This is a genomic window from Atopobium sp. ICM42b (assembly GCA_000564995.1).
Lineage (GTDB): Bacteria > Actinomycetota > Coriobacteriia > Coriobacteriales > Atopobiaceae > Lancefieldella.
The window spans coordinates 114885-129945 of record JDFH01000002.1 but is presented as its reverse complement, the minus strand read 5'-3'; the positions used below and the strand labels follow the sequence as shown (position 1 = coordinate 129945).

General features: G+C 52.0%; 12 protein-coding genes and 4 tRNA genes. 14 read left to right on the top strand and 2 right to left on the bottom strand.

Features of this window, described 5'->3' with window-relative positions; all coding sequences use genetic code 11:
- Window positions 1–19: 19 nt before the first annotated feature.
- Window positions 20–739 carry a spermidine synthase gene (locus HMPREF1493_RS00710; RefSeq protein ID WP_232215474.1) on the bottom strand — a complete coding sequence of 240 codons (720 nt, stop codon included), beginning with the start codon at window positions 737–739 and terminating at the stop codon, window positions 20–22.
- 207 nt (window positions 740–946) lie between these two features.
- Between HMPREF1493_RS00710 and tatA the strand changes: the two genes are divergently transcribed.
- The 7 genes from tatA (at window position 947) to ispF (ending at window position 8769) form a co-directional block, all read left to right on the top strand.
- Window positions 947–1156: a twin-arginine translocase TatA/TatE family subunit gene (gene tatA, locus HMPREF1493_RS00705; protein ID WP_035426996.1), complete on the top strand. Its 210-nt coding sequence runs from the start codon at window positions 947–949 to the stop codon at window positions 1154–1156.
- A gap of 50 nt (window positions 1157–1206) precedes the next feature.
- Window positions 1207–1686 carry a transcription elongation factor GreA gene (greA, locus tag HMPREF1493_RS00700; RefSeq protein ID WP_035426995.1) on the top strand — a complete coding sequence of 160 codons (480 nt, stop codon included), beginning with the start codon at window positions 1207–1209 and terminating at the stop codon, window positions 1684–1686.
- A 66-nt stretch (window positions 1687–1752) separates the two neighbouring features.
- Window positions 1753–3333, top strand: a complete 1581-nt coding sequence (gene lysS / locus HMPREF1493_RS00695; protein WP_035426994.1) for a lysine--tRNA ligase — start codon at window positions 1753–1755, stop codon at window positions 3331–3333.
- A 187-nt stretch (window positions 3334–3520) separates the two neighbouring features.
- Entirely contained in the window at window positions 3521–6151 is a 2631-nt protein-coding gene (locus HMPREF1493_RS00690; RefSeq protein ID WP_035427085.1) for an ATP-dependent Clp protease ATP-binding subunit, read from the top strand.
- A 244-nt stretch (window positions 6152–6395) separates the two neighbouring features.
- A complete protein-coding gene (gene disA, locus HMPREF1493_RS00685) occupies window positions 6396–7475 on the top strand; it encodes a DNA integrity scanning diadenylate cyclase DisA (protein ID WP_035426993.1) in 1080 nt (359 codons plus the stop codon).
- Complete coding sequence (gene ispD, locus HMPREF1493_RS00680; RefSeq protein WP_051485198.1) at window positions 7475–8278, top strand: 2-C-methyl-D-erythritol 4-phosphate cytidylyltransferase; 804 nt, start codon at window positions 7475–7477, stop codon at window positions 8276–8278. Before disA ends, ispD begins: the two co-directional genes overlap by 1 nt.
- Window positions 8279–8280: 2 nt before the next feature.
- A complete protein-coding gene (gene ispF / locus HMPREF1493_RS00675) occupies window positions 8281–8769 on the top strand; it encodes a 2-C-methyl-D-erythritol 2,4-cyclodiphosphate synthase (RefSeq protein ID WP_035427083.1) in 489 nt (162 codons plus the stop codon).
- Between the two features lies 1 nt (window position 8770).
- Here the strand turns inward: ispF and HMPREF1493_RS00670 are convergent, their stop codons facing one another.
- Window positions 8771–10327, bottom strand: coding sequence for an ATP-binding cassette domain-containing protein (locus tag HMPREF1493_RS00670; RefSeq protein WP_286127384.1), 1557 nt, complete (start codon window positions 10325–10327; stop codon window positions 8771–8773).
- 327 nt (window positions 10328–10654) lie between these two features.
- Here HMPREF1493_RS00670 and cysS point away from each other — a divergent pair, with 327 nt between their 5' ends.
- From cysS to HMPREF1493_RS00635, 7 genes are all read left to right on the top strand, one after another.
- Entirely contained in the window at window positions 10655–12136 is a 1482-nt protein-coding gene (gene cysS / locus HMPREF1493_RS00665) for a cysteine--tRNA ligase (protein ID WP_035426987.1), read from the top strand.
- A 2-nt stretch (window positions 12137–12138) separates the two neighbouring features.
- Window positions 12139–13179, top strand: a complete 1041-nt coding sequence (rlmB, locus tag HMPREF1493_RS00660) for a 23S rRNA (guanosine(2251)-2'-O)-methyltransferase RlmB (RefSeq protein ID WP_035426985.1) — start codon at window positions 12139–12141, stop codon at window positions 13177–13179.
- A gap of 51 nt (window positions 13180–13230) precedes the next feature.
- The gene (locus HMPREF1493_RS00655) at window positions 13231–13809 is read left to right on the top strand and encodes an NYN domain-containing protein (protein ID WP_035426983.1); all 579 of its coding nucleotides are present in this window, start codon (window positions 13231–13233) and stop codon (window positions 13807–13809) included.
- Between the two features lie 519 nt (window positions 13810–14328).
- A tRNA-Thr gene (locus HMPREF1493_RS00650) sits at window positions 14329–14404 on the top strand.
- Between the two features lie 382 nt (window positions 14405–14786).
- Window positions 14787–14870: transfer RNA gene (locus HMPREF1493_RS00645), tRNA-Tyr, on the top strand.
- Between the two features lies 1 nt (window position 14871).
- Window positions 14872–14947 (top strand) — tRNA-Thr (locus HMPREF1493_RS00640).
- Window positions 14948–14966: 19 nt separating this feature from the next.
- Window positions 14967–15043: transfer RNA gene (locus HMPREF1493_RS00635), tRNA-Met, on the top strand.
- The last annotated feature ends 18 nt before the right edge of the window (window positions 15044–15061 follow it).

Here is a 15061-nt window from a genome sequence, read left to right as displayed (position 1 = left end):
GTCAGCCCTCAAAGTGATGCTATTTCACTACAACAGCGCCTTCGGGCAGCGCAATGTTCGCATCGGTTGCAATTAAGAGATTGTTACCTGGGGTTTTAGGAGTATCGGGCCACTCGGGCACATACGCGACATGCGCAAATTCGTGTGCGAACACGTCCGCAACCTGGGGAAGTAGCGCAGATCCGCGGCCTTCCAGCGGACAGCGAACATCGGCCAGATAAACTCCGCCAGACGCAAGCTTTTCCTTAACCACTTGCGCGCCAGCCGCTGTTCCCAGGGGTCCAAGCGACTTCCGACCAGCAAACACCTCGTTTACCAGCACGGCAATACTGCCGGCTTCTGCATTCTGCAGAACCTTCCATGCGTCGTCCTCGACAATACACAGTTCACTTGAAGCCGCAGCTTGAGCTTCGTCCAAAAAGAAATGCTCGCGCGCAAGCGAAACAATCTTTGGATCAATCTCAATCGCCTCAATGGTAGCGCCGCTCATGTGCGTAGCCAGGTACTTTGGCAGCGAGAAACCTCCGCCTCCCATAACTACAACGTGACCCTCTGGTGCCACCTGCTGGATAACCTTCGCCATCATGCGGTGATAGTGGACGCAGGGCTCAAAGCGCAGCTCAGGTGCAATGTAGCTCACGGACTGGAAGGTGCCATTAACGTTGAGCAGCCTAATGGGCGTACCGTCGGCGTCCTCGGAGTCAAAGATCATCGTGAGGCCAAATTTGGTACGAGTCACAAAAACGCCTCGAGCGCGTAGAATTAACAGAAATAGCTGGTAAATGCCAATAACGGCAAGCCCCGCTACGGTCGACCAGATAAAAAATGTCCAAAAATCATGTAAGACCATGTTAATTCCTTGTTAGTAAGGTTTCCCTCGGTTATACTAGCCGATACGGCGTTTTTTCTGAACGCTTTTACAGGAAAAGATTTTCTGGGGGTTTATATGATTTTAGGACTTGGTATTCCTGAGCTTCTGATTATTGTTGTTATCGTCATGGTTCTCTTTGGACCTAAGAACCTTCCAAAGCTCGGCAAGGCTGTCGGCGAGACCGTCAAGAGCGTTCGTGAGGGCATGGAGTCTGAGACCAAGGAAGAAGCCAAGGAGCCAGAGGCTGAGCTCGTTGAGGACGAAGAGTCCAAAAAGGCTGAGTAACCCCATCTCACACGTATAGACCTACTTGACCCATCAACAGAAAGAACACGATGGACACTACTAAAGAGATTGTACTTACCCCAGAAGGCCGTCAGAAGCTTGTCGATGAGCTGGCTTATCGTGAGGGCGAGAAACACGACGAGATTGTTGAGCGCATCAAAGAGGCCCGTGGTTTTGGTGACCTTTCTGAGAACTCCGAGTATGACGCTGCAAAAGAAGAGCAGTCTCACAACGAGTCCCGCATCAACGAAATTCGCCAGATTCTCTCCGTCGCAAAGGTTGTCGAGGGCGGCAGCAAGCGCAACGTCACCGTTGCAATCGGCACAACCGTCGAGCTTGCTGATGCAAAAGGCAAGACAACTAAATATGTAATTGTTGGTACTACTGAGACTAACTCCCTTGAGCACAAGATCTCTAACGAGTCCCCAGCTGGCGAGGCTCTTATTGGTCATAAGAAGGGCGACGAGGTTGAGTTCACCACGCCAAACGGCAAGGTGAAGAAGTACACCATTACCTCTATTACTCGCTAGACTGGCACAAAAGATTTTGGTCGCCCCGTGTCCGTCTGGCGCGGGGCGTTTTTACGTGGAGGATACATGTCCGAAGTAGAGAACAACATCGCTGGTAGCTCGGCCGCCGCTGACGTAACCGCCGCCGAGAACGTCGACGCAACCGAGGTCACCCCAGAGGCTTCCATCAACGACGAGCGCGCCCAGCGCAAAGCCCGCCGCCAGGCACTGCTTGACGCCGGCGTTGACCCATACCCAATCAAGTCCACCGTCACCGCTCACGTCGCTGAGCTGGAGGAGCGCTACGCTGACCTCGAGGATGGCCAGACTGGCGAGGAAGTCTATTCCGTCGCCGGCCGCGTCCGCGCCATCCGCAACCAGGGCAAGATCGCGTTTGTCGTGGTAGAGGACTATACCGGCCAGATTCAGCTCTTCTGCCGCATCAACAACCTTGACGAGAAGAACTGGGAGCTCCTGGGTCTTCTCGACCTTGGCGACATCATTGGCGCAACCGGCGCTATCATGCGTACGCGCCGTGGCCAGCTTTCCCTGGCAGTCACCTCGCTGGAGGTCCTCTCCAAGTCGCTGCGTCCTCTGCCTGAGAAGTTCCACGGCCTCACCGACCGCGAGGTTCGTTATCGCCAGCGCTACGTTGACCTCATTATGAACCCCGAGGTCCGCGACGTATTCCGCAAGCGCTCCCAGATCATCTCCATCATCCGCCAGTTCATGGAGGCAGACGGTTACATGGAGGTTGAGACCCCTGTTCTCCAGGAGATTCTTGGCGGCGCAAACGCAAAGCCGTTCATTACGCATTACAACGCGCTGAACACCGAGAACTACCTGCGTATTGCAACCGAGCTTCCGCTGAAGCGCCTGCTTGTTGGCGGACTTGAGCGCGTTTACGAGCTTGGTCGTCAGTTCAGAAACGAGGGCACCGACCTCACGCACAACCCAGAGTTCACCTCTATGGAGGCATACGCCGCCTACTCTGACCTGGCCGGCATGCGCGAGCTTTCCCAGAACCTCTTCCAGGAGATTGCTCGCAAGGCTTGCGGCTGCGAGGAGGGCCACGAGGTCATCACCTACCAGGGCACCGAGGTTGACCTCTCCGGCAACTGGCGCGTTGCGTCCCTGGCAGAGATTGCGTCCGAGGTCACCGGCGAGGAGCTCTCCATTGACACCCCTGTCGAGAAACTCCGTGCAGTCCTGGACCGCTATGAGATTGAGTGGAACCCAGAGTGGCAGGCCGGCAAGCTGTTGTTTGAGATCTACGATGAGCTTGGCGAGAAGAGCATCGTAAACCCAACCTTTGTCTGCGATTATCCTGCAGAGGTTTCTCCGCTCACCAAACGCAAGGCAGACGATCCTCGCCTGACCGACCGCTTTGAGCTCATTATCTGCGGCGCAGAGTACGCAAACGCATACTCCGAGCTCAACGACCCTGTTGACCAAGAGGAGCGCTTTGCTGCTCAGATGGAGGCTAAGCGTCAGGGTGACGAGGAGGCCATGGAGTACGATTACGACTTCATCCGCGCACTTGAGTACGGCATGCCACCAGCGGGCGGTATCGGCTACGGTATCGACCGCATGATGATGCTCTTCTGCGATCAGCCTTCTATCCGCGACGTCCTTCTCTTCCCACAGCTCAAGCCCGAGAAACGCTAAGAGCTTGGAACTTTAGCTGCCCCACGCAGCACACAAACACATCAGCCCGGTATCCGCTCGTTGCAGGTACCGGGCTTTTTGTGTGGTTCGTACGAAGGAGAAAAATCCAACGCGAGTCGTATGTTTGCAGAGCCTTCTGATGGGTATAAATCAGAAATATATAGAGAGTTTTGAGAGGTTTCAGCACATGTTTGATAAATTCACTGACAGAGCGCGTAAAGTCATGAGCTTGGCTCAGGACGAGGCTCGCGGTCTTGGCCAGATGTATGTCGGTACCGAGCACCTGCTACTTGCTCTCATCAAAGAGGGGGAGGGCATTGCTGCTCAGGCTTTGGCTAAGCTAGAGGTCTCGTATGACGAGGCTCTGGCAACCGTAAAAGAGCTCACCACGGGCGCAGGAGACCCTATTCCTGGCGGCCACATTCCGTTTACTCCGCGCGCAAAACGCGTGCTAGAGGACGCGTATAGAGAAACCATGACCCACGGTCAGAGCTATATTGCAACTGAGCACCTACTTTTGGGTATTGTATCCGAGGGTAACGGTCGTGCTATGGATGCCCTGCGTACCATGGGTGTCTCGGGCGACGCCGTAAGAAACGCCGTTGATGAGCTGGTTGCCCAGACTCCAGAAGATGCACCTGCTGGTCCTCGTATGGCAGAGCCTCGTATTGAGGGTGGCATCTTTGGCATGCCTGTTGGCGCTGGTCAGATGCGTCCTAATGCAAATGACGACGCTTCCATGTTGGAGCAGTTTGGCCGCAACCTTACTAAGCTTGCCGCAGATAAAAAGCTTGACCCTGTCATCGGTCGTGACCGCGAGATTGAGCGTGTCATGCAGGTTCTTGCCCGCCGCCAGAAGAACAACCCACTTATCCTGGGCGATCCCGGCGTTGGTAAGACCGCCATTGTTGAGGGCTTGGCTCAGCTCATTGCATCCGGCAACGTCCCTGACATCCTGCGCGGAAAGCAGGTTTGGACGCTTGACCTGGCAAGTCTGGTAGCTGGTTCCAAGTATCGCGGTGAGTTTGAGGACCGCATGAAGAAGGTTGTTGCTGAGCTGGAGAAATCCAAGAATGACATCCTCTTCATTGACGAGATTCACACCGTCATTGGCGCCGGCTCCGCAGAGGGCTCCATTGACGCTGCGTCCATCCTTAAGCCGCCGCTGTCTCGTGGAGAAATCCAGGTCATCGGCGCAACTACGGCAGAAGAGTACCGTAAACATGTCGAGAAGGACGCTGCATTTGAGAGGCGTTTCCAGCCTGTCAACATCGGCGAGCCAAACAACGACGACACCATTTCTATTATTCACGGACTTCAGGACCGCTACGAGAAGCACCACCACGTCCACTACACCGAGGCTGCTATTAAGGCTGCTGTTGTGCTTTCGAGCCGCTATATCCAGGATCGCTTCCTGCCAGACAAGGCAATTGACGTCCTCGATGAAGCTGGCGCCCGCGCACGCATCCACAAGATGAGCCTTCCACCAGAGATTGCCCAGGTAGACGCAGATCTTCTCCGCGTTCGTACCCAGAAATCCGAGGCAGCAAGCGCTCAGGAGTTTGAGCAGGCAGCTCGTCTTCGTGACCAGGAGAAATCCTTGGTAGCAGAGAGGGATCGCCTGGAGACTGAGTGGCGTGAGCAGCTGGACAAGAACATTGTTACCGTTGACGAGGACGATATTGCAAAGGTTGTCTCTGGCATCACCGGCGTTCCTGTTTCTAACCTCACCGAGACTGAGGCTTCAAGGCTGCTTCGTACAGAAGACATCCTTCACCAGCGCGTTGTTGGTCAGGATGAGGCTGTTGTTAAGGTTGCAAAGGCAATCCGCAGAAGCCGTAGTCCTCTCAAAGACCCTAAGCGCCCTGGCGGCTCCTTTATCTTCCTAGGCCCTTCCGGTGTAGGTAAGACTGAGCTTGCAAAAGCCCTGGCAGAGTTCCTGTTTGGCTCTGAAGATGCCCTGCTTTCATACGACATGTCCGAGTACATGGAGCGTCACACCGTAGCTAAGCTGGTTGGCGCACCTCCAGGATACGTGGGCTACGATGAGGGTGGCGAGCTCACCAAGGCTGTCCGCAGGCGTCCATATTCTGTCCTGCTCTTTGATGAGATTGAGAAGGCACATCCAGACGTCTTCAACATCTTGTTGCAGATTCTGGACGAGGGCCGCCTGACTGACGGTCAAGGTCGTCACGTGGACTTCTCTAATACGGTTGTCATCATGACATCCAACATTGGTGCTCGCGAGATTGCCCGTACCAATACCATGGGCTTCTCGTCAGAAGGCTCTAAGGGACTCTCCGACAAAGAGATTACCAGCCGTGTTATGTCCGAGCTCAAGCGCGGATTCCGTCCAGAGTTCTTGAACCGCGTGGACGAGATTGTTGTCTTCAAGTCGCTCTCTACCGAGCAGCTTCGTGGCATTGTTGACCTCATGGTTCTTGAGCTGCGCGATCGCTTGATTGCCAACGGCATGTCCATTGAGCTCACCGAGGCCGCAAAGGATCTGATTGCCAAAGACGGAACCGACCCTGTCTACGGTGCTCGTCCGCTGCGCCGCACCATTCAGTCGATGATTGAAGATCCACTGTCTGAGGAGCTTCTCTCTGGCCAGTGGAACGCAGGCGACATTGTTGCTGTTGATGTTGATGCTGAGGGTAAGAAGCTTGTGTTCACCAAGACCACGGGCGTCATTCCTGAGCCTCGCAAGAAAGAGACCATGGCACAGCTTGACCAGATGGATGTCAGCATGGGCCCATCCTCGCTGCCACAAGGTAGTGCAGGCGGTTCGTCCGACCTGATGTCCTCCGCCGAGTAAGACACTCCGACCCGAGGTTCTGCCTCGGGTCTTTTTGTATCGCAGCTAAAACGCTCAGTTCTCTTGTCGAGAAACCCGTCGAGCAGCTCACCCAGTCGCCCGGCGAGAAACCCGTCTTCTCCAAACCGTCACTACACGCGCCGGCAACAAAACCGTATACTTGAAATGTTGAAACAAACTGAAGCCGTAAACGTACCAGATCGCAAAACGCAGCTCGTAAGCTGCAAGTAATTGAGGGAGAGCCATGGAGCCAACGCAACTTGATCCAAGCGCAACAGAAAACGAGGACCGTATTGCCACCGCTCTGAAGATGACTGCCCCTGGTACAGCGCTCCGCGTTGCACTGGACATGATTATCGCTGGCCGCTTGGGCGCCCTCATTTGTGTGGGAGATACAGAAAACGTCCTTGCTGCGGGCGGAGATGGTTTCAAACTTGATGTTTCCTTCACGGCAAATCGATTGTTTGAGCTCTGCAAGATGGACGGCGCTGTGGTGGTGGACAAAGACCTCACCAGAATTTTGCGTGCCAACTTCCACCTCAATCCTGATGCAACGCTTCCAACTGCAGAGACAGGCACTCGTCACCGTACTGCTGCTCGCATGAGCTTGCTCACCAAGTCTATTGTGATTGCAGTGTCTTCTCGCCGTTCGTTGATTACGGTCTACGTTAATGGTCACGTTATTCCGCTGAAGTCAGTACCAGCCATTATGTCTACCGTCAACCAGCTTTCGGTTGCTATGCAAAATACACGCCAGCAGCTTGATCGTGCGCTTCTGCGCCTGACTGCTCTTGAGCTTGATAACTATGTCACCCTAGGCGATGTAGCAGGCATCTTCTACCTGTTTGAGGTGCTTTTGAGTGCCGCTGACCAGCTTGATTCTTGTCTTTTGGAGCTAGGTAGCGAGGGAAAAACCACCGCTATGCAGCGTGAGGAATATTTGGGCGGTATCGACGAGGCTTACAACCTGATGATTCGCGACTACGCTGTAGATTCTTCCGCTGAAGAAGCGCGTGCTATTCGCCGCCGCTTCCACGAGACGGCCAACACCGAGCTCCGCTCCGCAGAAAGCGTTGGCCAGATTCTTGGCTACTCCGATGGCCGCGGAGAAGATGCGTCCATGGAGCCTCTGGGCCTGCGCACGCTTTCCCGCGTTCATGTGGTCAACGATGAGATTGCGGCCAGAATTGTTGACGCCTACGACAACCTGCAGCAGCTGCTTCACGTTGCAGAAAACGATACATCAAGCCTCAAATCTCTGGGTGTCGAGAACCCCGGTGCACTTGCTAACAGTCTCCGCAGAATGTGGGGTAAGTCAGAATAATGGCTGCAAGCAGCACCTGTGCAAAGGTCGTGTCAAAGCCACGTCCTTCTCGCCTCACAACTCATGGAGCAAAATCCGATACCGTTGCCGTCATTGTGGCCGGCGGCATTGGCGAGCGCTTTGGGTATCCTGACGGCAAGCAGTTTATTTCTGTCTGCGGACTTCCGCTGATGAGCTGGTCAATCCTTGCGTTTGATCACGCACCCAGCGTGGCTCACATTGTGATTGCTTGCTCTGACGAGAAACGCGCTGCAGTTCAAGAGGGTGTTTTGGGCAAGCTTGTACTCCACAAGCCTGTTCACTTTGCAACGTCTGGTGCCACCAGACAGGAATCGGTTTACAATGCGCTCCAGGTAGTGCCTGCCGGATATGATTTTGTTTCTGTTCATGACGCGGTTCGTCCGCTCATTGAGGTAGAGACTATTGAGCAGGTCATTGGTACAGTTCGCAAGTCGCCTAAGATTGCGGGAGCAATTTTGGCTCACCGCGCAACTGATACGCTAAAGCGCGTAGATGGTGCAACCATTGTAGATACGCCTGACCGCTCAACGTTCTGGGCTGCTCAAACCCCTCAGGTGTTCAAGACACGCACGCTTCTTGAAGCCCACGAGGTAGCTCGTCAGGAAGGCTACCAGGGAACCGATGACTCGTCGTTAGTTGAGCGACTTGGTCTTACGGTGTTGTGCGTTGAGTCACAACGAGAAAACGTGAAGGTCACGTACCCGTCTGACCTTGCAATTGTTGAGGCTACGCTCAGCCGTCGCCTGGTAGAAGGCGCAACCGGAAGTGGGGCTGTAGAGTGAGCATACCAGAGCTTAAAATTGGCCACGGATACGATGTTCATCGCCTGGTAGAGGGTAGAGATCTTATCTTAGGTGGCATCAAAATTGAGCACACCAAAGGTCTTCTCGGCCACTCCGATGCCGATGTTTTGGCTCATGCACTTATGGATGCCCTGTTAGGAGCCGTGCGTGCCGGCGACATTGGCCAGCTTTTCCCCGATACAGACCCTGCTTATGAGGGTGCTGATTCTATGGTGCTCCTGTCCCATGTTATGCATCTTGTTCGTAATGAGGGCTTTGAGCTTCTGGATTGTGACTGCACTGTTGCAGCTCAAGCACCTAAGTTGCTTCCTCATCGCGACGCTATGAGAAACCGCATGGCTGAGGTCATGGGTGTCTCGCCAGATAAAGTTGGTGTAAAAGCAACCACCACCGAAGGCCTTGGCTTTGTGGGCACTCAAGAAGGCATTGCTGCCTGGGCAGTTGTACTGCTGGGACGTAGCGCGCAATAAGTTATAGCTCTACGATATGGTCGGCTGCCTCCACCACTTTAGGGTCATGAGATATGAGAAGTATTATGTGGTCCTGCTTGACCTTCTTGAGAAGATTAAGAAGAACATCAACACTGTTTTGATCTAATGCAGAAGTTGGCTCGTCAAGCAACATAACACTTGGATTCATAAGCATCATGCGGATAATTGCAATCTTTTGCTTTTCTCCACCAGAGATAGCAGAGCTTCGTTCAACAAGGCGGACATCAAGATTTTGATCGTCTCCAAGCAGCAATTTTTCCAAATTGAACAGCTTGATATAGCTGATTATCTCTTCATCTGTTGGCTGCTTTTTGCAGAGTAGGGTCAGATTATTTCTTACCGTATCGTCAACAATGCTTGGCTCTTGTTCGGTAAATCCAAGAGTATTTTTTCGGAGTTCATATTGATTAATTTGAGCTAGTAAGTCCTCGTTAATAGCAATAGTGCCCGATAAGTGAGAAGACCACTCTCCATTAATGAGCTTCAGAAATGTTGATTTGCCTGTACCGTTTCCACCGGTGATGGCATATATATTTCCTTTTGCAAAACTACAAGACAAGTTGTTCATCAGCACTTTATTTGAATGTGGATAAGAGAAAGATACATTTGTGCAGGTAATTTGATTGACGTCCTCTGATGGAACGATGTTACCAACGGATTCTTGAGGTAAATCAAGAATCTGCTCAATTCGATCAAGACTTACCGTAATACTCTGATAAGCCATGCCAAATTCCATAAGAAGCGTAATAGAGCCCAAAAGCGATACAAAATAGCTTGAAATGGTTGCAATATAGCCAGGCTGCAGTGCTCCAAGGAAAATTTGATATGCACAGGTAATAAACACAATGGCTTGAAATACGGCAATCACAGCATTGTTTAATTCTTGTACGCCAATTTCCAATTTGTACTGCTCATGAATAGCACTACGAAGTTTTTGATTGACGGCATAGTGCTGATTAAAGAAACGCTCAAAGAGAGAATGACGCCTGATAAAATCTACGTCTGTGAATTGGGAAAGCTCAATAGATCCATACTGTGATTTCAGTTCTTTGGATTCTTTGTATCTTTTATAAGCCGCATCTTGGATTTGCTTATAGATAATAAAACTCACCAACAACAGAACAACTGTTACAAGAGCGGTTAATGGGTTCAAATATAAAATAATTGCCAGTGTGCCTAAGACAGAGACCATAGTTGTTACAAAGCTCACACATTGTGTAAGTATAAAAATCGAAACGTCATTAGAATCGTTATTTACTGTCTGGCGGTAATGTCCAGAATCATATGACGAGAAAAATGATGAATCTGCATGTTGAATCTTGTCAATCAGCTGTCGCTCAATAGTAAACGAAGAATCAATTTGTAACTGACAATAGCGTGTTTTAGCAAGATAGGAACAGCCGGCAATAAGGATTCCTAGTGCGGCAACTACAGCGCAATAGAAAAGTATTTCGTTCCAAGTTGTTCCTGCAATAAATAGATTAATCACAAATCCAACAAGAAGCGGTTGAATCACCGTAAGCGCTGTGAAAAAAATGCCAGAAAGAGATAAATCGCAAGACTGCCCTTATCCAGAATGGTAGATATACAGTAGCGGGTAATGTTAAAAAACTTACTCATTCGAATCACCTTCTGAAGTTGTTAAGAGCAAGATTTTTTTGCCTTCTAGTTCTTTGCAGTTTTGATTCAAATATAAATTCTTTAAATTTTTTGTTCATCAAGTTTAATAAAACAAAAAAAACAATCCAGTACTAATCCGTGAACGGTAACAAAATTGAATCTTGATTAGTAAGGTATGGAACTTAAAGGTTTTCCATAAACCGTTTATACTTACACCAATACACAATGGTTGCGAGGAGTATGCATGCTTGTCTATAACACTCAGACGCATAAAAAAGAAGAGTTCAAGCCAATCGACGAGGGTAAAATCCGCATGTACGTGTGCGGTCCTACGGTTTACGATCAGATTCACATCGGAAACGCCCGTACCTTCCTCTCGTTTGACGTTATTCGCCGTTATCTGATGCATAAGGGTTTTGAGGTTACTTTCGCCCAGAATCTGACCGATGTTGACGACAAGATTATTCAGCGCGCCATTGAGCAGGGAAGGACTGCTCAAGAGGTTTCTGAAGAGTTTTCTCAGGCGTTTATCGAGCAGATGCATCGCTTCAATATTCTAGATCCAGATATTCGTCCTCGTGCAACGCACGAGATTGAAGCCATGCTACAGATGATTCAATCTTTGATTGAGCAGGGCCATGCTTACGCGGTGCCTTCGGGCGACGTGTATTTCTCGGTTCGTTCTGACCATGGTTATGGCGTACTTTCTGGCCGCGATCTTGATCAGCTTCGTGCAGGTGAGCGCGTTGAGGTTAATGACGAGAAACGCGACCCATTTGACTTTGCACTCTGGAAGGCTGCTAAGCCTGGTGAGCCTAGCTGGCCAAGCCCTTGGGGAGAAGGTCGTCCAGGTTGGCACAGTGAGTGCTGTGCGATGATTCATCGCTACCTGGGCACTCCAATTGACATTCACGGCGGTGGCTCTGACCTGGTATTCCCTCACCATGAGAACGAGACCGCTCAGGCATCTTGCGCTTGGCACGCTCCTCTCGCCAATTATTGGATGCACACCGGAATGCTTCGCGTTGACGGTGAGAAGATGTCCAAGTCGTTGGGCAACTTCTACACACTCAAGGAAGTTTTGGACAAGTACCCTGCAGATGCAGTAAGACTTTTGATGCTTCAAACGCACTATCGTGCACCACTTGATTTCTCGTTTGAGCGCCTTGAGGGCACCGTTGGTACGCTTGAGCGTATGAAGACCTGCGTTGCAAATCTCCGCTGGGCTTTCAAGCAGTCTTCTGCTCAGCACGAACTCTCCGACGCTGATAGCACGCTTGCCGAGGCAATCAATACAGCTCAGAGCGAGTTTGACGCTCAGATGGATGATGATTTCAACACCGCAGGAGCACTCGCTGCTATCTTTGCCCTGGTAACTGCTGCAAATACGTATCTTGCAGAGGTTGGCCAGAACGTTGGTGCAAGTCCTGTTCTCCGTGCAGCAGATATGTTGTGCGAGCTCACGGGAGCTTTGGGAATTGATTTGACTCAGGCAGCCTCTACCTCTGATTTACCAGAAGAGCTTGTGACGCTTGCCGCCCAGGTGGCAGGCTATGAGGGCGCGTCAGCTGACGAGGCTGCAGAGGCTTTGCTTGCTGCTCGTCAGGAGGCTCGTTCCCAGAAAAACTGGGCAGTTGCTGATCAAATTAGAGACGGCATTGCCGAGCTTGGACTTTTGATTGAAGATACCGCCGCTGGCGCTCGACTCAAGCGTAAGGCAGACTAACTATGGCAAGAAATCAGCGTTCTACCTCTAAAAATATACGCTCCGAGGGCGCTACTGGTCGCGGTGGAGCTGCAGGTCGCGGTGGAGCTTCGGGACGCAGCGGCGCAGGTCGCAGCGGCACAGGTCGCGGCTCCAAGAAGGCTGCCGACTGGGGCGGTTATTTCGGCACCAAGAATGGCCAGAGCTCAAAGGGCGGCCGCTCCGCACAAGGCACACGTGCAGCTCAAGGCACTCGCGGTCAACGAGGTGCTGGTGCTGGTGGACAGCGAGGCGCTGGCGCTGGACGTCCCGGCAACAAGAAGCCTGCAACCGATCTTATCGAAGGTCGTCGCGCAGTAGCAGAGGCGCTGACCGTTGGTATCCCTTTGAAGAATGCGCTGGTACAGGCTGCAAGTGGACAGAAAGACCAAGAAATTGAGGCGCTTGCACGTCAGCTTGAGCAGGAGGGTATTCCTGTCGAGCGTGTTGCAAAGCCCGTACTTGACTCGCTTTCAAGCCACGGCGCTCACCAGGGCGTTATTGTCCGTACGCAGCCGTTTGCTTACGCTGACCTCTCTGAAATCATCCAGCGCGCTGGTTCAGAAAACGCTCTGGTTGTGGTCTTGGATCACGTCACTGACGAGGGAAACTTTGGTGCAATTGTAAGAAGTGCCGAGGTAGTTGGCGCGGCCGGCGTTGTCATTGCAAACGCTCGCGCTGCCCGAGTCGGCGTTGGAGCATATAAGACATCCGCAGGAGCCGTGCTTCACCTGCCAATTGCTCAGGTTTCTAATCTGCCACGCGCTCTTGAAGAGCTCAAAGCTGCAGGTTTTTGGACATGTGGTTCTACCGAGCATGCCACTCAGTCCGTGTGGGAGGCTCCTATGGGAGGTCGCCTTGCACTTGTCATGGGCTCTGAAGGTTCAGGAATTTCTCGCCTTATGCTCGAGAAGTGCGATTTTACGTGCAAACTTCCTCAGTTTGGCCAGGTAGAGTCCCTGAACGTTGCTCAGGCGACGACGGTCATGTGCTACGAGTGGCTCCGCAGGACTCAGGAAGCGTAAGCCCAGGAAGCCTAGGAAGCGTAAGCCCAGGAAGCCCAGGAAGCGTAAGGTATGGCTCAGAAAAAATCGCTGCTTGTAGTCGATGGCTATAACGTCATGTTGGCAACTCCTCGCTATGAGGCGTTGCTGGATGAGCGTGGCTCTTCTGCACAAGAAACCGCTGCTGAGAGAGCCTATCACCTCAACACCGATCCGTTTTATCGCGCCCGTTTGGCGCTCATTTCTGACGTTGCCACGTTTGCGCAGGGCACTTACGAGGCCGTTATTGTGTTCGACGGAAAGGGAAACGTAAACGACGAGCGCCCGGAGCGCACCCACGCTGGCGTGCAGCTGGTTTTTTCCGAGACGGGGGAGTCCGCGGATAGCGTCATCGAGCGCCTGGTCACGGACGCGCGAGAGGCTGGTCGCAAGGTGTTTCTGGTCACGTCGGACAGGGACATTCGTGCCACAGCCGGCTTTGGCCCCGGCGAGGTCACGCGCATTGCAAGCGCATCTCTGGTCCACGAGATTTCCCAGGCAGATAACGTTGTCGAAGAGATGCGTCGCGATCAGGTCAGTACGCGCATGACGCTTGAAGACCGCATTTCTCCAGAACAACGTGAGAAACTCTGGAAGCTTCTGGGCAAATAGGTGACCAGGTCAGCGTCTCACGCACGCGATGCGCTAACGTGCTCGACCGCACCAATACGTCCGGCGCGCCTGGGCGCAATCAGCGCGCCTGATTTCTGCAAAGAATCTGTAAAATTTGCCTGATAACAGCAAAGAATCGGTGGATTTGCCTGATTTCATCAAAGAATCGGTGGCTCAAATACAGATTCTTTGCACTTTTCAGGCGGACTTTGAAGCGCGCGCGAGATTGCCCCTCCATGGAGCCTGATTTTCTCGCCATATCTGAATGATTTGCCGGAAAAGCGCACCAAGTCTGAGTTATTTGCCTTATTTTCTCGCCATGTCTGAGCTGTTTCACTCAGACATGATGTGGTTTTCAGGCTGAACAAACTTGACCAGACAGCATATTTGCGCAAAGTTCACCCCACAAAAGGGAAGTGCTCCTACATGCTGCATCGACCAGTTTGTGGAGAAAAATTTCTCGAAAATTGAGACTAGACCAAAGTCAGAAAAGTCTATAGAATAGCCTCTGCACTTGATGCCGCTATAGCTCAGCTGGTAGAGCAACTGACTTGTAATCAGTAGGTCCCGGGTTCGAAGCCTGGTGGCGGCACCACTTGAATTTTCAGCCAGGCATTGCCTGGCTTTTTTCGTGCAAATTTTAGGGCATTCGCGACGTATCGCGTACGGCTCCTATAGACAACCGTAAAAGCCCGTATGCGTCTGGCAAGAAACCCGCTTGGAGTGTGACGAGAAAATCGGTGGAGTTGTGGCAAGAAACCCGCTTGAAGTTGTGGCGAGAAAATCGCTTGGAATTGTGGAAAATATTTGATAAGATACGCCCGGTTGGGTGGATTACGTTGACAAGATTTTTATTCAATCGTAATATTTTCCCGCTTACGAGGTAATACAGAAGTTCAACTAGACTTCCTGCGTACGTTAAACCGCAAGGTAAACAGCGTACACAATTGCTTCAAGAGTGCTTGAAAACGGTATTTGGGGATATGGCACAGCGGCAACTGCGGCGGACTGTAAATCCGCTCCCTCTGGGTTCCTTGGTTCGAGTCCAAGTATCCCCACCACGCCCGTGTAGCTCAGTAGGTAGAGCACTTCGTTGGTAACGAAGAGGTCACCGGTTCAAATCCGGTCGCGGGCTCCATTTTTCAAGCGGCATTTATGCCGGCGTAGCTCAGCTGGTTAGAGCACACGGCTCATACCCGTGACGTCACTGGTTCGAATCCAGTCGCCGGTACCAGACTCTTTACGGCGTACA

Excerpts from the sequence above, each read along its gene's own strand:
- ispD (WP_051485198.1), top strand. The coding sequence starts at position 7,475 with ATGGCTGCAAGCAGCACCTGTGCAAAGGTCGTGTCAAAGCCACGTCCT.
- cysS (WP_035426987.1), top strand. The coding sequence starts at position 10,655 with ATGCTTGTCTATAACACTCAGACGCATAAAAAAGAAGAGTTCAAGCCA.
- rlmB (WP_035426985.1), top strand. The coding sequence starts at position 12,139 with ATGGCAAGAAATCAGCGTTCTACCTCTAAAAATATACGCTCCGAGGGC.
- HMPREF1493_RS00655 (WP_035426983.1), top strand. The coding sequence starts at position 13,231 with ATGGCTCAGAAAAAATCGCTGCTTGTAGTCGATGGCTATAACGTCATG.
- disA (WP_035426993.1), top strand. The coding sequence starts at position 6,396 with ATGGAGCCAACGCAACTTGATCCAAGCGCAACAGAAAACGAGGACCGT.
- greA (WP_035426995.1), top strand. The coding sequence starts at position 1,207 with ATGGACACTACTAAAGAGATTGTACTTACCCCAGAAGGCCGTCAGAAG.
- HMPREF1493_RS00690 (WP_035427085.1), top strand. The coding sequence starts at position 3,521 with ATGTTTGATAAATTCACTGACAGAGCGCGTAAAGTCATGAGCTTGGCT.
- lysS (WP_035426994.1), top strand. The coding sequence starts at position 1,753 with ATGTCCGAAGTAGAGAACAACATCGCTGGTAGCTCGGCCGCCGCTGAC.
- tatA (WP_035426996.1), top strand. The coding sequence starts at position 947 with ATGATTTTAGGACTTGGTATTCCTGAGCTTCTGATTATTGTTGTTATC.